This is a genomic window from Pedobacter foliorum (assembly GCF_013266735.1).
Taxonomy (GTDB): Bacteria; Bacteroidota; Bacteroidia; order Sphingobacteriales; family Sphingobacteriaceae; genus Pedobacter; species Pedobacter foliorum.
The window spans coordinates 196,570-221,779 of record NZ_JABSNU010000008.1; the positions used below are offsets into that span (position 1 = coordinate 196,570).

Sequence of the window (25,210 nt, forward strand, 5' to 3'; positions counted from 1 at the left end):
TTTAGGGTTTTAGAGGCTAAAAGATCTGTTAATTGGATGATGTAGATTATTTAGATGTTTTTTCAATAGATTTAAACATTAGTGGGGGTAACTTGTTCTTATATTAGTAGCAATGATGCTGCAATTTTATAGTTGTATACATGGAAACTGTAGTTCAAAAGGAATGGGAGGTTGTTGAAAATAGGCTACACAAAATATTAATATTCAAGGATTTTCAAGAAACCTTTGCTTTCATGGTGAAAGTGGCATTTTTAGCTGAAAAGAATAATCATCATCCTAAATGGTGTAATGAATGGAATAAATTAGAGATTTGGTTAAGTACACATGATGCCGGTGATATCGTGACAGAAAAAGATAGGGTGCTAGCCAAACAGATTGATGAACTAATGATTTAATACTTTTAAGAATGATTGCAGGCATCCCGTTATTTGTTAATTTATTTTTTGTTCTAACGGTTCTGTTTACGCTTTTTTTATTTCATGGCGTAGTTAAGAATTCTTCGAGCATTACTGTTAGTGCTAAAGCTAACCGTCTTTTAATTGTTTTGATTATATGGCTTATAGTTCAGTCAGTACTGGCCTTAAATCATGTGTTTAGTATCGATACTACTTCTTTTCCACCTAAAATTGCATTGATAGGGGTGTTGCCTGCTATCTTGACTATCATATTGGTCTTTTTGACAAAGTCGGGTAGGAACTTTATAGACGAGCTTCCAATATTAAACCTTACTTATGTACATATGGTGAGAATTCCTGTTGAAATCACTTTGTATTTGCTGTTTATGTATGGGGCTGTTCCGGAGTTAATGACATTTGAAGGAAGGAACTTTGATATTTTGGCTGGAATTTCATCTCCTTTGGTGGCTTATTTTGGTATAACAAAAGGAAAAATGGCAAAGGGATCGTTATTGGCATGGAATGTTATTTGTCTTTTTTTATTACTCAATATTGTAGTGAATGCACTTTTATCGGCTCCATCACCACTCCAAAAATTTGGATTTGATCAGCCTAATATTGGTGTTTTGTATTTTCCATTCAGCCTGCTTCCTGCTTTTATAGTGCCTGTTGTACTTTTTAGTCATTTGGTTAGTATCAGGCAACTGCTAATTAATAAAGTAAAAGCATAAAGTTGATTTGTACAACTATTATTAATAAAACACCTAGAATGAATTTCAAAAAATCAATGCTTCTCTTGCTCCTGTCAGCAAGCTCTCTATTTTGCTCTGCGCAGGATTATATATTTTTTCTTCATAACAAATTTGCAGAAGACCATCCGCTTACAGAAGAACATCCTGAATACGGAAAAACCCAATATTTAGAAATTTTAAGTAAGTTTAAGCAAGCAGGGTTTCGAGTAATCAGTGAAAAAAGAGCTCCTAATACGGATGTAGGTGCCTACTCTAAAAAGGTCGTTTTGCAAATAGACAGTCTGCTGAAATTGGGCGTTAAATCAGATCACATTACAGTTATTGGGACTTCAAAAGGAGGGTATATTGCTCAATATGTATCTAGCACTTTAAAAAATCCTAATCTTAATTTCGTATTTATTGGTTGTTACAGAGATAAGGATCTGATTGCTTTTCCAGGAATTAATTTCTGTGGGAATATTTTAACCATCTATGAGCGATCGGATGAGTATGGTGTTTCTGCTGTTAGAAGGAAAGAGACCTCTAATTTAAAAATTTCGAATTTTAAAGAGATAGAGTTAAATACGGGTTTGAAACACGGCTTTTTATTTAAGCCAATGAAAGAATGGATCAATCCTAGTATACAATGGGCAAGGCGCAATTATAAATAGCTAAAATTAGGCTAATTAGCTAATTTTTTGTATATTGGCATATCAAAAGTTTCTTATGGAAAAGCAGGGTGTAACCGCTCTGAATGAGCCGGTTGAAATAACAAAAGACGAAGTTATCCTGACTACTGAAAGGGATATCGAAACATTCTTTAATGCATTGATGTATCCTCCGGATCCGCTAAAGGATTTGTCGAAGCTAGCAGACTATTATGAGCAATTTCTTCATCAGGTTCACAAGAATCTGGTTATTTGATTTGTTCTGATAAAATTCGTTTCTTCAAAAAAATATTTACATTTGCATTGTAAACGAATAATTACTCCAATGAGAATATCTAAGTAAAATGATGGTTAAGACCATCTTATAATTCCGAATCCCACGGAACATTTTTGCTTGTAGAATTTCAATCATTTATCTTTTACTTAAATGTAAACAATACACCTGTATTTCTTTAACCATCTCGTGCTCACGCGCAGTTTAAATCTTATTCATTTACTTTTTATCAATGATGCTTTTATGGGTATTGTAGTTAAGCAACTATCATATATACATCCCAATAGGGAATATCTTTTTAATAATATTAATTTTTCAATTTCTAAAGGAGAAAAGATCGCCTTAATTGGCGGCAATGGTGCTGGGAAATCGACTTTGTTAGAAATTATTGCAGGACAAATTCAAGCTGCTTCAGGTGATGTTTCATCCGGTGAGAAGCCCTTTTATGTCCCTCAGCATTTTGGTCAGTACGATGATTTTACTGTGGCCCAATCTTTGGGTATTGATCAGAAACTGGAGGCTTTGCAGGCCATAATAAATGGTGACGGTTCACTATCCAATTTTTCTAAATTGGATGACGATTGGAGTATTGAAGAACGGGCTCAGGCGGCATTAGAATTATGGGATATCCAACATATAAAATTATCTCAACCAATGCACAAACTTAGCGGTGGAGAAAAAACAAAAGTGTTTTTATCCGCCATTTCAATTCATTCCCCATCTATTATCCTTTTTGATGAACCCTCAAATCATCTTGATGCTGAGAGTCGAAAGCAGTTACATCACTTTATTGAAACGAGAAAGGCAACAATGGTTGTGGTAAGCCATGATAGAAACTTGCTTAATCTTCTCGATTTAACTTATGAACTAAATAAAAATGGGATAGAGGTTTACGGTGGAAATTATGAGTTCTTTAAAGATCAAAAAAAAGAGGAACTGAGAGCCTTAGAAGCACAGGCTGATCATAAAGAAAAAGCATTGCGCCAGGCTAAACAAGTAGCGAGAGAGGCTGCAGAGCGCAAACAAAAGGAGAATTCAAGGGGGAATAAGAAGCAGATTAAGAAAGGTGTTCCACGAATTTTTATGAATACGATAAGAAACAAGGCTGAGCAAAGTACGTCTAAATTGCAGGAAGTCCACGCTGATAAGGTAAATGGCCTTTTGCAGAATCTCCAGCAGATTAAGCAAGAATTGCCAGAGCTAAAAGAATTGAAAATGGTTTTTGAGAATGCCAGCTTGCATGTAGGTAAAATACTAATAACTGCTCAGAATGTGAATTTTGGCTACCAATCAAAATACATTTGGAAAAATCCTTTAAGTTTTCAGATCAGAAGCGGGGATAGGGTTGCCATAACCGGAAGAAATGGCGCTGGTAAAACCACGCTTTTGAAATTGATGATGGGGGGCTTAAAAACTTCAGCAGGAATATTATCCATCGCTGATTTTAAATACCTTTATATTGATCAAGAATATTCGTTGTTAAACAATAAACTGACTGTTTTTGAGCAAGTACAAGAGTTTAATACTTCACATTTGCCAGAACACAGACTTAAAACAATGCTACATCAGTTTCTTTTTAAAGTTGATATGTGGGATAAGACTTGCGGGGAACTTAGTGGGGGAGAAAAGATTAAGTTGATATTTTGCTGTCTATTGGTAAGTAATAGTTCTCCAGAGCTTATTATTTTAGACGAACCGACTAACAATTTGGATATTCAAAGTCTGGAGGTGATTACCTCGGCAATAAAGGATTATAAGGGAACTTTGCTGGTGATTTCTCATGATGAGTATTTTATCAATGAGATTGGAGTAGAAGAGGAGATAAGGCTGTTACCAGCTTAAAGTACGGGGCCTTTAGTTAAAAAAGCCCCGTAAATAATTATTTCGTGCGGTTAAAAACAAATAGATCTTTAAACACCCATTTGCCATCTTGGAGGTTACCTCTGGCAATAACAAATTGATTAGCAGATCGTTTTTCGTATAGAATGCGTAAACTTTCGCCTTCTTTCTGGAAGATAGCGCGGTCTTTACTCGCTTCCACAAAATTATAACGGTCATGCTTGTCTTTTTCTTCTAAGCCCAGTAAACCCGGCTTAAAATGCTTTACCATCGAGACTAAGCCCAACTCGGTTTGTTCGTAAGCCAGTATTTCATAAAGGTCGGCTTTACCGGCTTTCATCATACGCATAAAACCAAGTATGTTTTCGCCTTCGGGCTGTAACCAAACACCTTCTATTGTTAATCCCTCAGGAGTAGTTGCTTTCCAGTTACCTTGAATAAAAGCAACATCAGCAACCGAACCACCTTTTGGTTGAGTTTGGGCATAAGTTTTAGGCAAAAAGCCAGTTAATAAAAATAGGAAAAGAAAAGTACAAGCGTGTTTCATAGCAATTAATAAAAAATTTAAGAAACTTAAATATACAGAATCATTTTAATTGCCAGTAGAATTTAGTAACAACTACAAAAATAATGAAACAAGGTTCTCCCATTCTTTTTCCAAAGAGATATTAGGCCTTGATTGACTTGCTCTATTATACCAATAATCAGCATTCCATATGTCTCCTTCCTTTCGATGCAGATAGGCGTGGACATGAGCCGATCGTTTATCATTTAAATGATCAATGAGATCATGGGCTGTTTTCCAGTCACCTTTTCCATCATGCCAAAGTGCCTGCAAATGAACTGATAGATTTGAAGGTATTGTCTCGCTAATTAAAGAGTCTTTAAAATCTTGAATATTGATTATCATATTTTGTTTACAGCTCGTTAAACAATAGCCGTTTAGCTTTGCTTACGTACATATTTGGTAAGGATAACAATCAGCTGACCTTCAACACGGCCTTCAATTTGTTCCTTATTGTCCTCAACTAATTTAATGTTTTTAACCACGGTACCAAGTTTTGCACTTATACTAGAGCCTTTAACATCAAGTGTTTTAATGATCACAACTGTATCTCCATTTTCAAGCACATTGTTGTTAGAATCTTTATGAAATTCAACTGCTGAATCGTTCTCATGATCGCCTGTAGCTTTCGCCCATGTTAGGGTGTCGTCATCAAGGTACATCATATCCAGATTATCAATAGCCCAGCTTTCTTGTCTTAGCCTGTTTAGCATACGCCAGCTAACTACCTGTACCCCGGGAACCTCACTCCACATACTCGAAGTTAAACATTGCCAGTGTTTACTGTCTAACACTTCTTTTTTTTCAATTTGTGCTAAACATTTTCCACAAGTCATCACACATTCTTCAGCTGTGTTTTGAGTTTGAGGTGGTACTTCATAAATACTAAGGTTCTCTTGAGAGCCACACAATTCGCACTTATTTTCACTTCTTTCACGTAGTTGTTCTTCCAGTTTCATATTCATAATTCACAAAACGCGAAGATACTCATTTTAACTAGTTCCTTATTCAAGCCAATTGCTATAAAATGTTTAGTTGTAAAGACCTTGTATCTTTACCAAATCAACTGTGTTTGATGGTTTAAAATTAGAACTGCTCATATATTTTTTGAGACTATAAAGTAATTGTCTTGCTTCAGGACGTGTATTCTGATTAGAAATCAGGTCGATAGAAGAAACCATCAATTTGCCATTTCCAACCTTACATTCAAAAACTAAACCAAGTGGGGTAGCAGTAACCCAGTCATCAATAACCCTTACAATTGGATTTAATTGAGGGGCAACTGCATCAAGTTTGATGGCACTAGAATGCGTCATGGCATCCCACCATTGCCAGTTGCTATGATATTGAGCAGGGAAGTCTGTCAACGCAGGGTGTTTAGGGTTGCATAGGATACCTAAAGTAGTTGGTGGTTGCTTGCGTGTCCATGCTGTATTCCAGAATATAGAAGAAAATCCAATCTGTACACTGCCACCCATTTCAGGCTTAACTGTTCCTTTTTTTAAGGTAAGCAGTACGTTCCGACCTTCATTAAGTGCTTCAATAGCTTTTGTATCCAGTGTTTGTGTTACCACAACGCTGTTTGCAGATTCGGGTAAAGTTGTGGGGTACACGAATATATCCCATTGGTTTGCATGACTTCCTATGTTAGCTTTTAAAATCAGACGTTGTGCTTTTGTGATTGATTTGATCTGTTGCTTTATTGTGCCCAGTTTTATTGCGTTTCCTAAAGGAATACCGTCGCTAGTGAAGCTCCCACTGAATAGTTTATTTCCATTTTCTGATTGGATACTCCAGTTTATTACTGATTTTTTTATTGGTCCGTCTCCAAAATTTGCTATTTCTAATGGGACTACCAATTCCTCATCATTGGTGTAATTCATTTTTGGAAATCTGGCTAAAAGCACTACTGAATTACAGAATTGACTGTATTCGGTAGCAGTTATATAGCCTTTTGCCTCCCAGAATGGATCAAGAACGCCTACTAGAGCTGTACCTTGTCCGGGGAAATCATTTAGGCCTAAAAGCTGGAAGCCTGCAAATCCAGGAGTGCGTAGTGCAGCTTCAATATCAGCTTTATAACATAGTGCCTGAAGTTTTCCTGAAGCCAGAACAAAGCTATCTGCTAACTTCTCCATTCCATTTTCTTTAAGCTTATCCTGAAATATTTCAAAGTTTTTAGCTTTTAATACTCCATCATATTTCTTAATCTCTCTAAAATTAGGATAGACACACCACTGACCAATTTCATGACTAACTGTAGGTTGTTTCCATTTAGAAATGATACCAGTCCAATCATAATCTGATCTTGGCGCTCCCTTGTTGATGATACTGGTTAATCCTGCGCCCCAACCCTGAATTCTTGGGTCAGGAGTATTGTTGAAATCGCTGGCCTCTACTACTGGCCATCCTGCTGCGGTAGTATATAGTCTTCTTTTATCTTTTACTTTCCAGTAGTTCACAAACTCGGTTAAGTAATTTACCATGTTCTTACCACCTGGTTCATTTCCATAGGTCATCATTACAAATGAAGGGTGGTTACCGTATGCCTTAACCATTCTCTCGCTTTCCTCATAAATGTATTTGTCTAGCGGCTTCCCATCTCCAATTACTGCTCCTTTTTCGCCATTAGACCATGCAGAACATTCTGCCTGTACAAAAATACCTAACTTATCTGCTGCTGTAAATGCGGCTTCCGGTGGGCACCAAGAGTGAAATCGAACATGGTTTAATCCATATGACTTTACCTGGCTTAAAATTTTTGTCCATGAGGTAACATCTGTTGGTGGAAAACCTGTTTTAGGAAATGCAGCACAATCCAAAGTTCCACGCAGAAAAATCAGATCATTATTTATACTTAACTGAGTACCTTTTGCTTTAAAATCGCGCATGCCAAATGATATTTGTTTGCTATCTGCTTCTTTTGACTCGGCTTGCTTTAATGTTACATTAAGGTTGTATAAATTAGGGTGAAATTCATTCCATAATAGGGGATTACTTCCCATCGGGTAAGTTATTTCTATAACTTGTAGATTTTCTTTAGCACTCAGGCTTTTTGTAAACGGTTTTAGTTTTTCGGCGCCTGATTTATTGGTCGAAGCCATCAAATCTATTGATACGTCCTTTGAATTGCCTGTTGTGTTGGTAATTTCAATCTTTACCAGAATCTGCTTCTTATCGATATCAGGATAGAGTTGTACATCAGAAATAAAAACCAGAGGTCGCGCTTTCATACTTAACTCACCGATCATACCATTCCAGTTGGTTTGTGTGTGATCAGTAACACTATGGGCATTGTCACCCATATTAATGTCTTTTATTTGATTGTCAACTCTTATGGTTAATCGATGTGTTCCTGAAGTTAATTTGCTGCCAATATCAAACAAGTGACTTGTTCCAAGGCTATTTTCCATGCCTATTTTTACATCATCAACCCATACTGTAGTTTCCCAATGGCTTCTTTCAATAAAAAGCTGGATGTGTTTACCTTTCCATGAAGCTGGAACATTTACTGTCTTTTGGTACCAAGCAGCACCTCTGTAATATTTAGTTGGTTGCAACCAGAAAGGGATTTTGATGTTTCCTGGCTGACGATATTTTGCATATTCGTCATTTTTAAACCAGGACATATCCAGAATATCCCCAGCCCATGGAGTTTTCGTCGAAACTTCATCTCCTTTACCATTTGTAGTCATCGATCCCGGAAGTTTAATCTCTTCGTTTAACTTACGGGTGTACCATTTCTCCGAAACTCCCTTATCAAGTGAGTCTGTTTGAAATGACCATGTGCCTGAAAGGTCAATACGGTCTTTGTTCTCTTTTTTTGATTGAGCAAAGGCATTAATCGTTGTGAGTAGAAGTGCTAAAAGGATAAATTGAAGACTCTGGAAATATCTGTTCATAAGGGTTCATTTGGATGGTATAAAGTTTGAGGTTTTATTAGAAATTTGGATGGATTAACTGTTAAAAAAGATGGACTATTTTACTAAATAAGTTAATGATTATAAAGCTAATAAGCAGAAAGGCCATTTTGTGATACGATATCACAAAATGGCCTTTCTGTTTTTTAATGAAATAAGAGGTTTTCTCTATTTCGTTTTATATAATGAAGCGCGCAAAGCTGCAACATCTTCACTTGTAATATACTCGTCGTAAGTCATCATTTTATCAATTGTTCCATTAGGAGTCAATTCAATGACGCGTGTTGCCACAGACTCAGTTAATGCATGATCTCGTGAAGTAAATAGAGCCGTTCCTTTGAAATCCTTTAAACCATTGTTTAATGCAGTAATAGATTCAAGGTCAAGGTGATTCGTTGGCTCATCAAACATTAAAAGGTTGGCGTGTCTTAACATCATTTGAGAGAACATGCAACGCATTTTCTCACCTCCTGATAGTACTTTTACATTTTTAAGTACCTCTTCTCCAGAGAAAAGCATTCTGCCAAGGAAACTTCTTACAAATTGCTCATCCTGATCAGTACCTGAATATTCACGAAGCCAGTCAACAAGGTTTTCGTCTTTACCTTCAAAATAAGGAGTGTTGTCGTTAGGTATATCAGCAGTATTAATAGTTATACCAAACTTAAATTCACCTGTATAGTTTTTCTCACGACCTGTTAATACATTATAAAATGCAGTAGTAGCAAGACTGTTTTGAGAAAGGACAGCAATTTTATCACCTTTATTAACCATGAAGTTGATGTTTTTAAACATTACTTCACCATTTAAAGTGCATGAAAGGTTCTCTACCTGTAAAATCTGATCGCCAGCCTCTCTGCCAAGGTTGTTAAACAGGATGGCAGGGTATTTTCTGCTTGATGCCTTAATCTCAGAAATGTCGATTTTATCTAAAGCCTTTTTACGCGAAGTTGCTTGTTTTGATTTAGAAGCATTGGCGCTAAAACGCTGAATAAACTCCTGAAGCTCTTTAACTTTCTCTTCCAGTTTTTTATTCTGATCACCACGTTGTTTCAATGCAAGCTGACTTGATTCATACCAGAAAGAGTAGTTACCAGAGTAAATACTCATTTTGCTGAAATCGATGTCGACGATGTGCGTACAAACCGCATCTAAAAAGTGCCTATCGTGAGATACCACCAATACGATGCTTTGATAATCAGCTAAGAAATTCTCTAACCAGGCAATTGTATCGATGTCCAAATCGTTGGTAGGCTCATCCAGTAATAAGATGTCCGGATTTCCAAATAAAGCTTGTGCCAATAATACACGTACTTTTTGGTTACCATCAAGTTCTTTTAGTTGCTTATAGTGATGTTCTTCTTTAATACCTAAGTTACTAAGCATGGTAGCAGCGTTGCTTTCCATGTTCCAGCCATCCATTTCGGCAAATCTGTTTTCCAATTCGCCTGCACGTTCACCATCTTTATCAGAGAAATCTTCTTTTAAATAGATGGCATCTTTTTCTTTCATGATGTCATACAATTCCTTATGACCCATCATTACAGTTTCAATTACGGTAAATTCATCAAACTCATAGTGGTTTTGTTTTAAAACTGCCATTCGTTCTCCGGGAGTAAAAGCTACACTACCTGTAGTTTGATTTACCTCGCCTGAAAGAATTTTAAGAAATGTTGATTTACCTGCTCCGTTGGCACCAATTACACCATAGCAGTTGCCATGAGTGAATTTTAGGTTAACATCTTCGAATAAAGTGCGTTTTCCGTAACGGAGTGATAAATTAGAAACTGAAATCATATTGCTGAAAAATAAGTCGCAAAGGTAGGCATAATTTATAAAATCATTAAGATTTTTAGCTATATCGGGGAATGCTTGTTGGTTTTATATAAGTTTGAAGTTCAAAATTTCTAAATTAGAAAATCAGAAACCGATTTTTAATACAATTTAAGTGAACAAGGAAGAGTTAATTGCAAGACTAGGTGCTTCGATGGAGTTTCAGATGGTGGCCAACTTAACCAGCATTGTTGAAAGTAATGACGTGAAAGTGGTTGATTTACTAGCTATTAGTTTTCATAAGAAAAAGGAAGTTGCTTTTAGATCTGCATGGATATTGGAATATTTTGCTACCCATAAACCAGATGTGTTTATTGAACACATAGCGGAACTTATGTTCTTACTGGATAAACAGAAAAACCCATCGGCTATGCGTCATTATGCCAAAATTATTGCTCTAATAACTGATAGGAAGGCTAATGATATTTACAAGGAAAAGGTAGCAACGATAGATTTTGAACCTATTGTTGATGTCTTGTTTACCTGGCTGGTAGATACTGAGGTATTGGTAGCCACTAAAGTGCATTGCATGCAAACCCTGGCAAACCTTGCTCCCAGATATGACTGGATTAAAGATGAGTTGTTGGAAACAATAGATCATTTGGTAGATATTGAAAGCGTTGCTTTTTTTGGTCGGGCCAAGCAAATCAGGAAGCAGTTAAAAAGAATCCCAAAGACCGTTTAGTATAGAAACTATTACATCACGCAAACACTTCACTAAGGCATAAGTTCTATTTTTGTGACTTATGTGCTTTTTAAAAAATTAGCATAGCATTTGGTAGAGATTATGGGAATGGAACAAGAAATAGATATTTTAAGCAGGATTATTAAACGGAGACGGAGCATTTTTCCTGTAAGTTATACTGAACAGGAGGTACCTGTTGAAGTAATAAAACAAATTTTGGATAGTGCTAACTACGCACCTACACATAAGTTAACGCAACCGTGGCGATTTATAGTTTTCAGAAATGAAGGTAAGGCTAAGCTTGGCCAGGAGCTTGCACGTTTATATAAGGAAACTACTCCGGCTAATCAGTTTTTACAAAAGAAGTACGATAGCATTTTAGAAAAGGCAGGACAGGCAAGTTGTATAATTACATTAAACGCGGCATTAAATTCAGATAAAGTACCAGAATGGGAAGAGCTTGCAGCGCTTGCCTGCGCGGTTCAGAATATGGCGCTTACGGCTGAGGCCTTAAATGTTGGAGCATATTGGAGTTCACCGGGAATGATTGTAGATCTGAAGTATTATCTTAACTTAGGGGAACAGGAGAAATGTTTTGGCCTTTTTTACATGGGATATCATAATGAAGAACCCAGAGAGGCACAACGTGGTCCAATAGAAGATAAGATTAAATGGATAGAATCATAATTTATGCAGGATATTAAAGAAACACTATACCGTCTTTGTTTGAATTTTATGGAACAAAGAATCCAGACTGCTGAAGTTGCATTGCAACAAGCACGCGAAGCTAGTAACGATGATACTAAAAGCAGCGCAGGCGATAAATATGAAACCAGCAGAGAAATGATGCAGCAAGATATTGACAGAAATAAACGTCTTCTTATGGATGCACAAGAGAATTTAAGACTGTTAAAGGTTATTGAGGTAAATCATGATTCTGAAATCATAAAGCACGGTAGTCTTGTATATACCAACAACGGTACATTTTACATTAGTGTTAGTGCAGGTCAGCTTACTGTTGATGGTAAGGCTATATTTGCTATATCCCCTTCATCTCCCATTGGCAAATTGCTTTTGGATAAGAAGAAAGGGGATGCATTTAGTTTTAACGACAAGAAATTTGTTGTAGAGGCTGTAGCCTAAAGCTATTTAAAACTCTTATTTATACTATTGTTAAGGTTCTTAGCGGTATAAGTTCCTGGATCAATAATGCGTCGGATAGTGAAAAGCGGATTAGTCTCGTCTCTTTTGGTTGACAAGATGAAAGCCGCTTTAAATCCGTGCTCCTTTAACTTATGTAAAGTTTCCGGCTTCCAAACCCCATAAGGGTAAGCAAAATATTCTACTTTTTTACCGGTAATGGTTTCCAGTGTTTTCGTGGGCTTATCTATTTGTATCGCCCAATCCTCATCAGTAAACTGAGTAAAGTTTTTATGATTCCAGGTATGGCTGGCAATAACATGGCCCTCATCTGAAAGTGTCTTGATCTGAGCTTTACTCATGTATCGCGGCCTTCCAATAGATACGGTCATGATAAAGAATACGCCTTTAAAACCGTATTTTTTTAGTTCAGGTGCTGCAACAGTAAATTGATCCAGATCCGTATCATCAAAACTAATAATGATTGGTTTCTCCGGAAGTTTAGCTCCATAATTTAAGTAATCATAAAGCTGGTCAGGTAAAATGGTATGATACCCACTGTCGGCAAGCATTTTAATGTGCTGCTTAAAATTAGCAGGAGGAATGATGTCATCATGAGCACGCTTGGAATCACTGGCTTTCCAATCCCTAATTTGATGATAACACAATACAGGTACCTCCTTTTTGCTGAGCACTTCTGTAGCAGTGGCTTCTTTTTTAGCCTTAGCACCAGTATCTATGGTGTCCTTTTCAGTTTTAGAATTTCCTGTTGCCGAAGCCGTTTCACTAAGACTAGTATTTACGCACCCTGAAGCTAATATCAGTAAAACAGTGCATAGACTTAAAAAGGATCTCTTCATTTTAGAACGATTATTTTTACCTTTAAATAGTATTAGAAGCTTTTTACAATGCTGTTGTGTAGCGTTTTAGGGCTCCAGTATCCACTTGCAATAATTCTTCTTATGGTAAATAATGGATCATTTTGGTCACGTTTATCAGCAAGAGAGAAGGCCATTCTGAATCCACGTTTCTTTAATTCAGGGAAACCTTGAGCATTCCATAAACCAAATGGATAAGCAAATTCAGTCATCTTTTTACCGGTAATTTCCTCCAGTTTTTTAGTCGGCTTATCTAACTGTTCTTCCCAATCTTTACCAGTATATTTTTTGAAATTCTTATGGTCGTAAGTATGACTGCCAATTACATTTCCTTCATCAGAAAGCTGTTTTATCTGTTCTTTAGTCATGTAGTCAACAAATTTACCTTTACGGCCAATAGATACGGTCATGATAAAATAAACTGCTTTAAACCCGTATTTTTTTAAGGTTGGAGCAGCAATTGTAAACTGATCCATATCGGTATCATCAAAGGTAAACATGATGGGCTTACTAGGCAATGGAGCGCCCGTATTCAGGTAAGCATATAATTGATCCGGTAGTATAGAATGATAACCGCTATCGGCAAGCATTTTAACCTGATCTTTAAAGTTTTGTATTTCAACGATGTAGTCTTTGCCCACCTTGCCATCTGTTGGTTTCCAGTTACGAACCTGGTGGTAACATAGAATAGGAACTTGTTTACGCGCAAGTATGGTTTTAGCATCAGCAACCTTAATCTTGCTTACATCAATTTTTTCGCCTTGTACTTCTTCCTTTGATGAAGTTTGCGCTAAAGTATCTTTAACATCTGCATTATCAGTGTTAGTTTGAGATTTAGACTGACAGCTGGCCGTAAAAATTGCTGCTGCAGCTAGTAGGGGTAGAAGATGCTGTTTCATTTATAAGTATTTGTGGCAAAACTATGAAATCAACGGCTATTTTATTGTATTAACTATCATATTTATTACAAATAAAGATTTCTCCTTCTTTAGTATTAATCAATAATTTAGGCGTTTTAATTAACAGTTCAAATGAAGAAACTTTACATCGTATTTTTATTACTTATTAGTGTGGGTTTTAGTGCTATTTCGCAAACTAAAACCTTTACAATAACAGAAACTATTACCGCGGCACCTAAGGCAAATTACCAGCTTGCCTCCAGATTTTCGCCCAACAAACTTAAAAAGATTGTTTACTCAACTGCTGTTGATCCGCATTGGCTAAAATTAAGCAATCGCTTTTGGTATGAGTACGAAACGCCAAATGGAAAACTATGGTATCTGGTAGATCCCATCGCAAAAAACAAAAAGCAAATCTTTGATAATGCAAAACTGGCTTCCGAAATAACTACAATTATTCGTGACCCATTTGATGCTCAGCATCTACCATTGGAAAATCTTAAATTTTCAAGCAATGAAAAACAGATCAGTTTTGAGGTGAAGAGTACCATTGATGAATTGAAAAAGGATCGTAAGGATAAAAAAGATGCGGATTCAATGCAGAAAAAAGTATTCTATTTCAATTATGATATTGCAAGTGCAAAGCTTACCGAGGTTCCTAATTACACCAAACCTAAAGCAAAGCCATCATGGGGTTCTGTAGCTCCAGATTCTTCTGCTATCATATTTAGCCGCAATTATAACTTGTACTGGATGGATAAGGAGAACTATAAAAAGGCAGTGAAAAATGAAGAAGACAGTACTATAGTTGAGCATCAGTTAACCAAAGACGGGGTTAAATTTTATTCATATGGTAGTGATGGAGATGGTGAGAATAACGAAGAACAAGAGAAAAACAATAAAAAGAGACGTGGGGCTTATGTGTTATGGTCGCCAAACGCTAAGTATTTTGTGCTCGACAGAACAGACTCTCGGAAGGTAAAGGACCTTTGGGTTGTAAATAACATAACCGGAGGTAGGCCGACATTAGAAACCTATAAATATCAGATGCCCGGTGAGCCGGAAGCTCCAATTGATGAGTTATTGCTATTCAATTTCGCCGATAAATCATTTAAAAAATTGAATACGGCTGCATTTAAAGATCAGAGTGTATCAGTTTGGGGAGCACCTTCTTTGAATAAAGATCGTGACAATGAATTTAGGCCATCTATATGGTTAGGTAATAACAGCAAGATTTACTTTTCGCGTACCAGCAGAGATTTAAAAAGAGTTGATGTATGTACTGTAGATATCAATACAGATGTTGTAACTCCGGTAATTGACGAACGTTTTAATACTTATGTAGAAATTAACCGTCCAGGGTTGGTAAATGACGGAAAAGAAATTATTCACTGGTCGGAAAGAGATGGGTGGGCGCACTTTTACCTGTTTGATGGTAATGGTAAATTGAAAAATCAAATTACTAAGGGTGCTTTTCACTGCGAGAATATTGTGAAAATTGACGAAAAAAACCGAGTGCTATATTTTACAGCAAATGGTAGAGAAGCGAAAGAAGACCCTTACTACCTGCACTTATATAGTATCAATTTTGATGGATCGGGAATTAAGTTATTGAATTCCGGTGATTTTGATCATGCCGTAAATATGAATGATGAGAATAAGTTTTTTGTAAATAACTTCTCAAGAGTTAATACCGTTCCTAAATCAGTATTGATGGACAATACCGGTAAAAAAGTAATGGATTTGGAAACTGCTGATCTTTCCTTATTGATGGCAACCGGTTATAAGTTCCCGGAACCTTTTAAGGTAAAGGCTGATGATGGGATCACTGATATCTACGGTGTAATGTATAAGCCTTTTGATTTCGATCCTAATAAGAAGTATCCGATTATTGAATATGTGTATCCAGGCCCTCAAACAGAGGTTGTTAATAAGTCATTTAGCAAAAGCATGGATAGAACAGATCGTTTAGCACAGTTTGGCTATGTAGTAATTACTGTGGGTAATAGGGGCGGTAATCCTGCCAGATCTAAGTGGTACCATACTTATGGTTACGGAAATCTGCGTGATTATGGTTTGGCTGACAAAAAGGCTGCGGTTGAACAGTTAGCTGATAGGTATGCTTACATTGATGCAAGCAGAGTTGGTATTACCGGGCATTCAGGTGGTGGTTTTATGTCAACGGCAGCAATGTTGGTTTATCCCGATTTCTTTAAAGCTGCGGTATCAAATGCCGGAAATCATGACAATAGTATTTATAACAGATGGTGGAGTGAAAAGCACCATGGTGTAAAAGAGGTTATTTCTGCTAAAGGAGATACAACATTTAAGTATAGCATAGATAAGAACCCTGATCTAGCTAAAAATCTGAAGGGTCATTTACTATTGATGACAGGTGATGTAGATAATAATGTACATCCGGCAAATACCATTAGGGTAGCTAATGCTTTAATGAAAGCAGGCAAAAGATTCGAGTTTGTGATTATGCCAGGACAGAGGCATGCTTTTGGTGATTTAACTGAGTATGGTTTCTGGAAACTTGCAGATCACTTTAATAAATACCTGATAGGTGACTTTTCTCAATCAGATCAGGTAAATATTCTGGAAATGGATAGGGAAGTGGAACAGAAGAAATAGTAAAAAGGGGTGTCCAAATTTAATCGATCGTCATGATGCTGAATTTATTTCAGCATCTCTCAAGAGAAAGAAAACCTTGCTAGTGCGAGATGCTGAAATAAATTCAGGATGATTGTTATGACTCATACAAGTATTTTTTTAATATAATTTATAAAGATATTATGCAGCAATTAATTGGTTATTTACATAGGGTTTTTGGTGGTTCACAACCGCTACAACCCTTAGAGCGATCTTATTTCGTATTGCGTTTAAGATGCTCATGGGATGTTTGCCTTCTTCCTTTTTACGGTTATAATACGTCCTGAACTCAGGGTAGTATTGTATGACCGATAAGGCACTAAGATGAAACATCTTTTTCAGGTCTTTATTGGCCATATGATGCACGCGGTTTCGCCCCTTTATACTGATGCCACTACTATGTTCAAACGGTACAACACCAGCATAACAGGCGAGCTGCTTGCCACTGATCTTAGCGGAGAAATTAGTCGTACAGCAGATCAGGTAAACAGCGGTTAGGTGACCAATGCCAGGTACAGTGATCAGCAGGTCATAGTTGTTTTTTAACTCTGGATTTTCAGCTATGATTTTATGAATCAGAGCTTCAATATCCTTGATAGATCCGGCAATGCCTTTGATCGCTGTTTTGTGAGCTTGCTCTATTGCTTTTTGCACCGTAGGATCATTAATATTTTTAAGTTCTTTGATATACTGTTTATTACTATTGATTTGCGAAAGCAGTCTTGATCTGGAAGCCATAAAGTCTTTCAGCTGCATTAGAGTAGGATTTAGGGCGGGTGAGGCTTTCAATGTGTCGGCTTCTTTCCAGGCATATTTGCATAGACGGATACTATCTATCTTGTCGTTTTTACCCCTGGCAATACCAAAGCTCCATTTGATGTGGGCAGCATTGCCAATATGCAAAGACAGCCCCTTTTTGTTGCAAAAAGACCAGATCAGCCGATGGTAGATGCCTGTGTTTTCGATCACCACTAAGGTGTTCTGATCCATAGCTACCTTGAAGCTTTTAAGCCATTTAAAAAAGGCTTTAAGTCCATCCAGGGTATTATCAAAACGTGCTGTTTCAATAGCTTGTTTCTGGTGATCGGTAACTACCATCAGGGAAGCATCGAAGAAGGGTTTTGAGACATCAATGCCAATGAAAAATTTGCTGTTCGCATTCATAGTATTAAATTATAATTTTGTAGCAAGACCTAACAGTTTTGCCCCATCGGTCCAAGTCCTTAATAATGGGTATTACCCTAATTGTTATATGGCCACTAAGGGAAAACACGGCAGCGGATTTCATCATGCTATAGGTATCAAAACCTTTACGACCGATTAATTCGCCGCTGCCGTGGTTAGGCAACTTCCCTGCAAAATTCTGTATATCTGAAGAATTAAACATAATACTAAATAACAATTGTTTTTTAGGTTCTAGACCACTGGTCAAATCTAAAGGACGACGATCTTACCTTTTTGAACACCCTATTTGTTTAATAAAACAGAATTCATTTAATAAAACAGGCTTATTGTAAGCCTAACTTGCTTTTCAATTCTTTTGAAAGTGCTGCCTTTGGCACAACTAAACTTACGGTGTTAATTGCAAAATAAGGCTCCGATACTTCAATGTAGCCTTTAAAAGGACCTACATCACCCCACGAATTTTTCACTTTAAAAAATAGCTTGCCACTTGCTGTTTGTTCAAGACCAATAAGGTGCATCAAATGATCATCTTGAGTGGTTAAATTCTCATACAGCTGCTGACGCAACTCCGGTGTATATGCGATTTCTTTAACTTCAGGGTTTAGCTCTTTTTGTTTTGCATCAGTTGTATCAGCAAATAAAATAGCATAACCTTTTTGCTGCTGGAAATTTCTGTTGCTTACATCTGCATCCCACATAATGGTATATCCATTTTTTACTGCGGTAGTGGTTAATGATACCATTTCAGATAATGGAAGATTGTAAAATGATCCATTTGCAAAATTATCAGGTGCCTCTAAAACAAACTGACTGTAATAAGGATGGTGAGTAAAAGAGGTGATGTTTACATAATCGTTAGCATCAAACTTTAATACCTCCTGAGCAAATGTTTTTGCAGTATAATTTTTGCCTTTATATTCAAAATTAGTTGGAGGAACTCCAATTTTTTCATCAAGAATCTGTACGTAACCTTTTAGCCAATCACTATCAAGAGGACGCTTTTTAAGTACACCATCAAGATATGTTTTTAAAGCAGTTTCTAATCCAGTGTGGTTAGGTATTTCACCGCTTAGACCCTGAAAAGACGCCTGAGGCATTGCACCATACAGTGATATTGAGTGTATTAAGTCATGACCAAGACCGCCTTCTCCGAACTGTGCTTTCCCCTGACGTAGAATATAGTTTTTTGCTTTTTCTATATACACATTGCGAGCGGTAAACATTTCCGATAAGTTCAGCGCTCCTAAACCTTTACGGATTCCTTCTGATTCGATAAGGGAAGTGGTTGAGTAATTCCAACAAGTACCCGATTGACCCTGATTTTTAATGGAAGTAGCAGCATTTTCTTTTACAGGTTTTAGCACATTGTTTTGTGCTTGTGCGGATAAAATAAATCCAAACCCAATTGCAAATAATATGGTTTTTTTCATTTTTAAATTAGCTAGTTCATTAAAAGTAGGAAACCATCATGAGTTTTTATGAAAATAGCCATAAAAAAAGCCCTCGCAAATGCGAAGGGCTCTTTATCTAACCAAATGTAAAGTCTATTAAAAGTGGAATTGGATACCTAAATTAGGTTTGAAAAAGTTAGCTCCAAGATCGAATGAATCAGAACCAGCACCTTTAATTTTATCGCCATTACCATTCTCATAACGAGTGTTGTTGTAGCTTAAACCATTAATTCCAAACTCAATACCAATTCTTTTAGTTGGGTAGAAAGCAAAACCTGGAGCTAATGCAACACCAATGCTTGTAGAAGAACCTACTTTATCACCTACTTTACCTGCAGCGTCAACAGCTTTAGCAGTTCCAAATTCCATTGGTACAGATAACTGACCGAAGAATTTGAATGACTCAGATAAATTAGCATAGTAACGACCAAAAGGGCTAACTACAAATGCCTGGTTTTCAAATTTACTAATTTGTTTATCGTAGCTGTAACCAACACCAGTACCAACTGCAATATTATCACTTACAAAATAACCAACGCTTGGTACAATTTTGAAGCTTGTGTTTGATTTAGCACCTTCTGCATCTGATTTGCTAGTGCTAAATGCTGCATTACCACCAACAATAATTTTTCCTTTTTCAGTTTGTGCTTGAGTTGTGAATGCTAATGCAGAAACTGCAACTAATGATAATAATAATTTTTTCATTTTCTTATTTTTTAATTTATAATCTGGTCGTTTGCTAGTTTTTATATTCTGACCATTTCCGTTATATAGTCAACACCTGTGCCAAACACAATCTGCTTCATTTTTCTTGAATCGCAATTTTTTGTAACTCGCTAACTAATAGTGAAATAAAATTAAAGAGGTATTTCAATATTATTTTAGGGTGACAATTAACTATTAATTGTCATTTAATTAACATGAGAATATATAGTCAGTTTGACTATTATTGTATAATTGTCAGGAATTATGTGTGTGTTTTGGCAGAATTTCAGCCACTATATTTTAAGTATGCCAAGCCAAATTGGCGCTTTCCGTAAAAAAGATAATTTCATAAAATCATTGTGGCTACTTAAGTGTTATAACTATATGAGATTATTAATAGAGCGAAAACCAATTAAGGTATATCCTGACCCAAAGCGTGTAATTGCCAGATTCTTTTTTAATGGAGAAGAGCGCGCGGTAGAAGTAGTAAAACATGTTATGAGTCTTACAGCGGTAGAGGTTTTCGATATTATCTCTCCATTGCTACAGGAATATTCCAAGCGGCACAGAAGCATTACCAAAATTCTAAATAGGCATTGTAAGAAAGTAAAAGAATGCATAGAGACAGCTGGGTTTGATTATGAAGAAATGGATAAGTATCATAAGTTGCTAATTGGTTCTTATTTCACACATGAATATTCTATAGAATCTGCGGCCTTTTTTAATCCATCTATTGTTGATGATCCTGATCAATCTGATCTTGTTGAAGGTGAAAGACGCGTAATTATTAGTTTTAGGGCAGTTGGAGAAGGCCATATTTCATCTGTAGTATTCAGAAGAGCACTTATAGATCGTAATCACGACATTACAGTAATACCTGTAGGCAATTATGTTGATGAAGCCGAGGTAGTAAAGAATGCTATTTATAACAAAAAACTATTTCTTAAAAAGGCAGCCGACTCAAAGATTAATTTTGAAGTACTGGATGAGATAGGTTTAAAGCTTGAAGAAAAATTTGATTATGCAACCCTGCGTAGAATTATTTTGGACTCTAAAAACCTGCAGGAAACAGACTTAATGAAGCTTGAGTATGATAAAGTGCTGTGGCTATCTGATACTTACCATGAGATTAGTTTTTCAAGAGATACGGATATATCTGACCGGGTTATCTTTCCTATTTCTGAATTTGAACGCAAGGGCATAGAAGATGCAAGATTTGTCCGCTTTGTTAGAGATGACGGTTCAGTAATATATTATGCTACTTATACCGCGTTTGATGGCGCCATGATTATGCCTAAATTATTGCAGACAACAGATTTTTATGAGTTTAAAATTAGTCCTCTACATGGCATAGGGGCACAAAACAAGAACCTTGCACTGTTCCCAAGAAAGATCAATGGTAAATACGCGATGATGTCGCGCATTGATGGCTTTAATAATTATTTGATGTATTCTGATAGGCTTACCGTTTGGGATAATCCGGTTAAGTTGCAGGAACCCAAGTTCTGTTGGGAATTTATACAGATAGGCAACTGTGGTTCGCCAATTGAAACCGAAGCAGGCTGGTTGGTGATAACGCACGGTGTTGGCCCTATGCGAAGGTATTGTTTAGGCGCCAGTCTTTTCGATCTAAATGACCCCTCAATAGAAATTGGCAGGTTAAGGGAACCTCTTGTTATTCCAAATACGGATGAGCGGGAGGGATATGTGCCCAATGTTCTGTATTCATGCGGTTCTATTATCCACAATGGGGAGTTGATTATCCCGTATGGCCTGTCCGATTACTGTTCTTCATTTGCTGGAGTTAAAATAGATATCCTGCTCGAGAAGCTAAAAAACTCGAACCAAGGAGATTTATAGCGCTAAAATTTGATGGTAAAGGCTGATGTAATCAGCCACCATTTTTTCCTGAGAGAAGTTGCTAATTGCCCAATTTCGGCAGGTCAGCCGATCAATAGAAGATATAGATGAAACTGCTTTAATAGCTTCATCTACATCTTTTACCAGAAATCCGGTTTCATGGTCTTTTATCAGTTCAGGCATTGCTCCCTTGTTAAATGCAATAACGGGGGTTCCACAAAGCATAGCCTCAGCCACACTTAAACCAAACGGCTCTTCAAAACTAATGGGATGTAATAATGCATAAGCTTTGCCCAACAATTCATTCCTTTGCTCTGGTCTGGCAGCGCCTATAAACTTAATCTCATCGTTTAAAAAAGGCTCAATCCTTTCGTTGTAGTAATTCTGATCCTGTACAATGCCAGCAATAATTAACCTGCGTTTTGTTTTTAGTGCTATTTGTATGGCTTCCGAAGTACCCTTGTCGGGATGTATTCGCCCAAAGAATAACAAATAGTTTTCAGGCGAAGCATTGAAATCGAAATTACCAACTTGAATTCCATTGTATACCGAAGCGAGGTATTTTAAGGAGGGATGTCTGTTACTATTGCTTATAGAAACATAATGGCTTGTAGCGTTGTATTTTTGATAAACAGATAATATCTTTTCTGATGAAAAGCCATGGATAGTGGTTATTAATGGAGTTTTTATCAAGCGGGAATAGGTAAGTGGTAAAAAGTCGAAATGGTTATGAATCAGGTCAAATTGGTGTGCCTTTTCCATCAGGTTGCTAATGTGTAGGCATTCAACAACCTTGGCGTCAACGGTTTTATCTTCTTCGTATCCTTTATTTACCACAGCATCCAATTTTGCTGCCGTGATGGAATCTGATGTAGCGAATAAGGTTACCTCCAAGCCTTTACTTACCAATCCTTCAGTTAAATTCGATGCCATTTGTTCCCATGGCCCATAATGCCACGGTGGAGTTCTCCAGGCTACGGGTGCCAGAACTGCTACTTTCAATTAAAATCCTGTTTTTGAGCAGCCAGAAGGTCGCTGCTTTGGATAAATTCGTATTCTGATTCCAAGGCTTTCAACACAATTAAATGCGAAATCCAATAAGCCAACGTGCTTTCTGCTCCTTGATTTCTATTGATACCATGCGATTGTAATCCATCTCCACAACCTTTAGTCTCATAGTCATACAAGGGGATTTGAAGTGAGTTTTCTCCTAAAAACCATTGGTAGCTTAAATACATTTGTTTAATGTAGGTTAAATCGTGTGTAATTTCATACGCTTTAAAGTACACCATTACCATTCCCATAGTTTCAATGGCTTGTTGGTCGTATATGGCCATTTCTCCTCCATCTTTAAATAGCCAACCATCATTTCCAACTGGATTTAGGTAACCATTTGCCAATGTTTTTTGAGTTAGAAACTCCAGGCTCTCAAAAGCAATATCTTTTGATTCCTGATCTTTGCTGATTTCATAGTGAGAGATTAAAGCAAGTGGTAGTATCGCATTATCGTATGTTAGTTTTTCTTCAAACCAATGCCAATCTTCAGCTCGGTGGGTGCGATAAGCAGTTTTTAAAGGCTCTGCAAGCTGATCCAGTAAGTTTTTTATATGCTCATCGTAAGGATGGGCATGGATAAAATGTGTTAAACCAATTATAGTATTTGCTATTCCTCTTAAATGCTTTAAGCTAGCAAAATGAGGAATTGATTTAAGGAATAATTCTTTTCCAAACTCCCTGTAAGAGTTGTTAGGTGCATTGTTAATTAAATAACCCAATGCCCATACAGTTCTTCCAAATGAATCTTCGGTACCAACTTCATCCAGATACTCTCGCTTAAAGCTCAGAAAGTTTCTGAAATTGCCATCCTCGAGTTGCATGTATTGAATGTAGCTTAAATAAATAGGCAGCAGATCTAAAGCAATTTTACTTTTGTTTTGCTGGTAGGCAAGGATAGTTAGTATTAAAGCTCTTGAATTATCATCTAAACAATAGCCCTCTTTAAGATTTGGTATCCCATATTTTGCATGTTGAACAATACCTGTATCATCTGTTAAACGTTGTATGTGTGCCAGAGTAAAGGCCGGCATCATATCTGGATCTATGATTGGCTTATTGTTGATTTCTTTTTCAGAAAGGTATTTTGATACTGCTTCTTCAAGTACATCAACAAATACTTGTCCTATAGTTGGCCAGCGTAAATGCATTCCATACTCATAAGCATTAGCTCTTAATTGATTCAGTTTGCTATCGTCTTCAAGTAACTCATTTACTATAGTGGCAATACCATTGGCATCTTTAAAATCAAATAATCTACCACGATGGTCGGCAAGTAATTCCTGTGCATGCCAATAGGGGGTTGATAGTATTGCAGTTCCTGCCCCAACAGCATAAGAAAGCGTTCCACTTGTAATTTGGGCTTCATTTAAATAGGGCGTGATGTACATTTGGCAGGCCGTCAGATAATCGAATAACTCTTCTTCCGACACAAATTTGTTGATGAAGGTAAGGTTATCTTCTACATTAAGCTTTCTAGCAAGTTTCCTTAGGTTGTCTCTGTATTCTTCTCCTGAGCTTCGTATAACTCCTGGATGAGTGGTGCCTAAAACCACATACATTACGTTTGGGTTTTTAGCTACGATTTGTGGTAGGGCTTCAATAACGGTTTCCAGACCTTTGTTTCTGCTGATCAAACCAAACGTAAATAGTACCTTTTTGCCTTTGAAGGCTAATGTGTTTTTAACAGGGTTCTCTTGTTTAGGCTCTAAATCTGGCACACCATGCTCAATCAACTGGATTTTATCAAAAGGGATTCCGTAAATGCTGGTTAAAAACCCTACGGCTCTATGACTCATCACTATAATTCTTGAAGAGTGTTTTGCAATTTCCCGTAAAACAGTAAGTTGTACGTAGTTGGGGTCTTTTAGTATGGTATGAAGAATTGTGATCAGAGGTTTTTGAAGCCTGGCTATAAGGGGCAAAATATAGATTCCGCTTTCGCCTCCGTAAATTCCGTATTCGTGTTCCAAAATGCAGGCATCGGCAACACTGGTGTTAATGTAATCTGCTGCACGAATGTAGTCCTTTTGGTTTTCTTGCCTTATGATGTATTTTACCTCTTTAGGGTATTCATATTGATCCAATGAATCAGAATCATTCATTGCCACAACAAAGCTATCCTTGGAAATGGATTCTTTATTAAATCCGATGGCTTTTAGTAAGTTGTTGTTGAAGGTAGCGATGCCGCATTCACGAGGTGGATATGAGGATATATAAGCAATTTTCATAGTTTTAGAGGAATGTATTACTTATATAACACAAGTTAGAGTGGAATGTTCTGTTTTTTAGGTCGGCAAGGGAATTAAGATAATTTCTGGGCGAAGTTTATATTGTGTTAGACTCAACTCAGACTCAACTCAGACTCAGGTCAGACTCAACTCAGACTCTGGTTAGACTTTAGTCTGTTTGGACGCTATTTTTACACAAAATGCTATCGGATATTAGTCTTTTATTTTATAGGGGATTGTAGG

General features: G+C 36.9%; 22 protein-coding genes. 10 read left to right on the forward strand and 12 right to left on the reverse strand.

Annotated elements, in window-relative coordinates; genetic code table 11:
• The first annotated feature begins 140 nt into the window (after positions 1 to 140).
• The 5 genes from HQN83_RS16935 (at position 141) to abc-f (ending at position 3,910) form a co-directional block, all read left to right on the forward strand.
• The gene (locus tag HQN83_RS16935) at positions 141 to 395 is read left to right on the forward strand and encodes a 4a-hydroxytetrahydrobiopterin dehydratase (RefSeq protein WP_173091535.1); all 255 of its coding nucleotides are present in this window, start codon (positions 141 to 143) and stop codon (positions 393 to 395) included.
• Positions 396 to 406: 11 nt separating this feature from the next.
• Positions 407 to 1,126: a hypothetical protein gene (locus HQN83_RS16940; protein ID WP_173091537.1), complete on the forward strand. Its 720-nt coding sequence runs from the start codon at positions 407 to 409 to the stop codon at positions 1,124 to 1,126.
• A 38-nt stretch (positions 1,127 to 1,164) separates the two neighbouring features.
• Positions 1,165 to 1,797, forward strand: a complete 633-nt coding sequence (locus tag HQN83_RS16945; RefSeq protein WP_173091539.1) for an alpha/beta hydrolase — start codon at positions 1,165 to 1,167, stop codon at positions 1,795 to 1,797.
• A gap of 55 nt (positions 1,798 to 1,852) precedes the next feature.
• Positions 1,853 to 2,050, forward strand: a complete 198-nt coding sequence (locus HQN83_RS16950; protein WP_173091541.1) for a hypothetical protein — start codon at positions 1,853 to 1,855, stop codon at positions 2,048 to 2,050.
• Between the two features lie 207 nt (positions 2,051 to 2,257).
• Positions 2,258 to 3,910 carry a ribosomal protection-like ABC-F family protein gene (abc-f, locus tag HQN83_RS16955; protein ID WP_317172516.1) on the forward strand — a complete coding sequence of 551 codons (1,653 nt, stop codon included), beginning with the start codon at positions 2,258 to 2,260 and terminating at the stop codon, positions 3,908 to 3,910.
• A 37-nt stretch (positions 3,911 to 3,947) separates the two neighbouring features.
• On the opposite strand, the gene HQN83_RS16960 is transcribed toward abc-f, so the two are convergent.
• The 5 genes from HQN83_RS16960 to HQN83_RS16980 all read right to left on the reverse strand — a co-directional run bounded on the left by HQN83_RS16960 (position 3,948) and on the right by HQN83_RS16980 (position 10,189).
• Positions 3,948 to 4,454: a DUF6265 family protein gene (locus tag HQN83_RS16960; protein WP_173091543.1), complete on the reverse strand. Its 507-nt coding sequence runs from the start codon at positions 4,452 to 4,454 to the stop codon at positions 3,948 to 3,950.
• A 72-nt stretch (positions 4,455 to 4,526) separates the two neighbouring features.
• A complete protein-coding gene (locus tag HQN83_RS16965; RefSeq protein ID WP_173091545.1) occupies positions 4,527 to 4,817 on the reverse strand; it encodes a hypothetical protein in 291 nt (96 codons plus the stop codon).
• Positions 4,818 to 4,849: 32 nt separating this feature from the next.
• On the reverse strand, positions 4,850 to 5,431 hold the full coding sequence (locus HQN83_RS16970; RefSeq protein WP_173091547.1) for a PhnA domain-containing protein: 582 nt from the start codon (positions 5,429 to 5,431) through the stop codon (positions 4,850 to 4,852).
• 72 nt (positions 5,432 to 5,503) lie between these two features.
• Positions 5,504 to 8,374 (reverse strand): sugar-binding domain-containing protein, encoded by a 2,871-nt coding sequence (locus tag HQN83_RS16975; protein WP_173091549.1) that lies wholly within the window; start codon positions 8,372 to 8,374, stop codon positions 5,504 to 5,506.
• Between the two features lie 186 nt (positions 8,375 to 8,560).
• On the reverse strand, positions 8,561 to 10,189 hold the full coding sequence (locus HQN83_RS16980; protein ID WP_173091558.1) for an ABC-F family ATP-binding cassette domain-containing protein: 1,629 nt from the start codon (positions 10,187 to 10,189) through the stop codon (positions 8,561 to 8,563).
• Positions 10,190 to 10,340: 151 nt separating this feature from the next.
• Between HQN83_RS16980 and HQN83_RS16985 the strand changes: the two genes are divergently transcribed.
• The 3 genes from HQN83_RS16985 to HQN83_RS16995 all read left to right on the forward strand — a co-directional run bounded on the left by HQN83_RS16985 (position 10,341) and on the right by HQN83_RS16995 (position 12,053).
• Positions 10,341 to 10,910: a hypothetical protein gene (locus HQN83_RS16985; protein ID WP_173091560.1), complete on the forward strand. Its 570-nt coding sequence runs from the start codon at positions 10,341 to 10,343 to the stop codon at positions 10,908 to 10,910.
• A 108-nt stretch (positions 10,911 to 11,018) separates the two neighbouring features.
• Positions 11,019 to 11,597 carry a nitroreductase family protein gene (locus tag HQN83_RS16990; protein WP_173091562.1) on the forward strand — a complete coding sequence of 193 codons (579 nt, stop codon included), beginning with the start codon at positions 11,019 to 11,021 and terminating at the stop codon, positions 11,595 to 11,597.
• Positions 11,598 to 11,645: 48 nt separating this feature from the next.
• The gene (locus tag HQN83_RS16995) at positions 11,646 to 12,053 is read left to right on the forward strand and encodes a 3-oxoacyl-ACP synthase (RefSeq protein ID WP_246254533.1); all 408 of its coding nucleotides are present in this window, start codon (positions 11,646 to 11,648) and stop codon (positions 12,051 to 12,053) included.
• Positions 12,054 to 12,055: 2 nt separating this feature from the next.
• Here HQN83_RS16995 and HQN83_RS17000 read toward each other — a convergent pair whose 3' ends face one another.
• Positions 12,056 to 12,910: a polysaccharide deacetylase family protein gene (locus HQN83_RS17000; protein ID WP_173091566.1), complete on the reverse strand. Its 855-nt coding sequence runs from the start codon at positions 12,908 to 12,910 to the stop codon at positions 12,056 to 12,058.
• Between the two features lie 32 nt (positions 12,911 to 12,942).
• The gene (locus HQN83_RS17005) at positions 12,943 to 13,827 is read right to left on the reverse strand and encodes a polysaccharide deacetylase family protein (RefSeq protein ID WP_173091568.1); all 885 of its coding nucleotides are present in this window, start codon (positions 13,825 to 13,827) and stop codon (positions 12,943 to 12,945) included.
• A gap of 132 nt (positions 13,828 to 13,959) precedes the next feature.
• On the opposite strand from HQN83_RS17005, the gene HQN83_RS17010 reads away from it, so the two are divergent.
• Entirely contained in the window at positions 13,960 to 16,464 is a 2,505-nt protein-coding gene (locus tag HQN83_RS17010; protein WP_173091570.1) for a S9 family peptidase, read from the forward strand.
• 159 nt (positions 16,465 to 16,623) lie between these two features.
• Here HQN83_RS17010 and HQN83_RS17015 read toward each other — a convergent pair whose 3' ends face one another.
• The 3 genes from HQN83_RS17015 to HQN83_RS17025 all read right to left on the reverse strand — a co-directional run bounded on the left by HQN83_RS17015 (position 16,624) and on the right by HQN83_RS17025 (position 19,823).
• Complete coding sequence (locus tag HQN83_RS17015; RefSeq protein WP_173091572.1) at positions 16,624 to 17,646, reverse strand: IS110 family RNA-guided transposase; 1,023 nt, start codon at positions 17,644 to 17,646, stop codon at positions 16,624 to 16,626.
• Positions 17,647 to 17,990: 344 nt separating this feature from the next.
• Entirely contained in the window at positions 17,991 to 19,097 is a 1,107-nt protein-coding gene (locus tag HQN83_RS17020; RefSeq protein ID WP_173091574.1) for a C1 family peptidase, read from the reverse strand.
• 117 nt (positions 19,098 to 19,214) lie between these two features.
• Positions 19,215 to 19,823 carry an outer membrane beta-barrel protein gene (locus tag HQN83_RS17025; RefSeq protein WP_173091576.1) on the reverse strand — a complete coding sequence of 203 codons (609 nt, stop codon included), beginning with the start codon at positions 19,821 to 19,823 and terminating at the stop codon, positions 19,215 to 19,217.
• A gap of 384 nt (positions 19,824 to 20,207) precedes the next feature.
• On the opposite strand from HQN83_RS17025, the gene HQN83_RS17030 reads away from it, so the two are divergent.
• Complete coding sequence (locus HQN83_RS17030; RefSeq protein WP_173091578.1) at positions 20,208 to 21,683, forward strand: glycoside hydrolase family 130 protein; 1,476 nt, start codon at positions 20,208 to 20,210, stop codon at positions 21,681 to 21,683.
• Here HQN83_RS17030 and HQN83_RS17035 read toward each other — a convergent pair.
• Together HQN83_RS17035 and HQN83_RS17040 are read right to left on the reverse strand one after the other, a co-directional pair.
• Positions 21,678 to 22,685 (reverse strand): glycosyltransferase family 4 protein, encoded by a 1,008-nt coding sequence (locus tag HQN83_RS17035; RefSeq protein ID WP_173091579.1) that lies wholly within the window; start codon positions 22,683 to 22,685, stop codon positions 21,678 to 21,680. The two genes, HQN83_RS17030 and HQN83_RS17035, sit on opposite strands and share 6 nt — an antisense overlap.
• Entirely contained in the window at positions 22,682 to 24,967 is a 2,286-nt protein-coding gene (locus HQN83_RS17040; protein WP_173091582.1) for a glycosyltransferase family 4 protein, read from the reverse strand. Before HQN83_RS17040 ends, HQN83_RS17035 begins: the two co-directional genes overlap by 4 nt.
• Positions 24,968 to 25,210: the final 243 nt, after the last annotated feature.

Coding starts and splice junctions, on each gene's coding strand:
- HQN83_RS16975 (WP_173091549.1), bottom strand. CDS start 8,374: ATGAACAGATATTTCCAGAGTCTTCAATTTATCCTTTTAGCACTTCTA.
- HQN83_RS16980 (WP_173091558.1), bottom strand. CDS start 10,189: ATGATTTCAGTTTCTAATTTATCACTCCGTTACGGAAAACGCACTTTA.
- HQN83_RS16990 (WP_173091562.1), top strand. CDS start 11,019: ATGGAACAAGAAATAGATATTTTAAGCAGGATTATTAAACGGAGACGG.
- HQN83_RS16950 (WP_173091541.1), top strand. CDS start 1,853: ATGGAAAAGCAGGGTGTAACCGCTCTGAATGAGCCGGTTGAAATAACA.
- HQN83_RS17010 (WP_173091570.1), top strand. CDS start 13,960: ATGAAGAAACTTTACATCGTATTTTTATTACTTATTAGTGTGGGTTTT.
- HQN83_RS17000 (WP_173091566.1), bottom strand. CDS start 12,910: ATGAAGAGATCCTTTTTAAGTCTATGCACTGTTTTACTGATATTAGCT.
- HQN83_RS16995 (WP_246254533.1), top strand. CDS start 11,646: ATGGAACAAAGAATCCAGACTGCTGAAGTTGCATTGCAACAAGCACGC.
- HQN83_RS17020 (WP_173091574.1), bottom strand. CDS start 19,097: ATGAAAAAAACCATATTATTTGCAATTGGGTTTGGATTTATTTTATCC.
- HQN83_RS16965 (WP_173091545.1), bottom strand. CDS start 4,817: ATGATAATCAATATTCAAGATTTTAAAGACTCTTTAATTAGCGAGACA.
- HQN83_RS16945 (WP_173091539.1), top strand. CDS start 1,165: ATGAATTTCAAAAAATCAATGCTTCTCTTGCTCCTGTCAGCAAGCTCT.
- HQN83_RS16960 (WP_173091543.1), bottom strand. CDS start 4,454: ATGAAACACGCTTGTACTTTTCTTTTCCTATTTTTATTAACTGGCTTT.
- HQN83_RS17025 (WP_173091576.1), bottom strand. CDS start 19,823: ATGAAAAAATTATTATTATCATTAGTTGCAGTTTCTGCATTAGCATTC.
- HQN83_RS17005 (WP_173091568.1), bottom strand. CDS start 13,827: ATGAAACAGCATCTTCTACCCCTACTAGCTGCAGCAGCAATTTTTACG.
- HQN83_RS17015 (WP_173091572.1), bottom strand. CDS start 17,646: ATGAATGCGAACAGCAAATTTTTCATTGGCATTGATGTCTCAAAACCC.
- HQN83_RS17040 (WP_173091582.1), bottom strand. CDS start 24,967: ATGAAAATTGCTTATATATCCTCATATCCACCTCGTGAATGCGGCATC.
- HQN83_RS16935 (WP_173091535.1), top strand. CDS start 141: ATGGAAACTGTAGTTCAAAAGGAATGGGAGGTTGTTGAAAATAGGCTA.
- HQN83_RS16970 (WP_173091547.1), bottom strand. CDS start 5,431: ATGAAACTGGAAGAACAACTACGTGAAAGAAGTGAAAATAAGTGCGAA.
- HQN83_RS17030 (WP_173091578.1), top strand. CDS start 20,208: ATGAGATTATTAATAGAGCGAAAACCAATTAAGGTATATCCTGACCCA.
- HQN83_RS16940 (WP_173091537.1), top strand. CDS start 407: ATGATTGCAGGCATCCCGTTATTTGTTAATTTATTTTTTGTTCTAACG.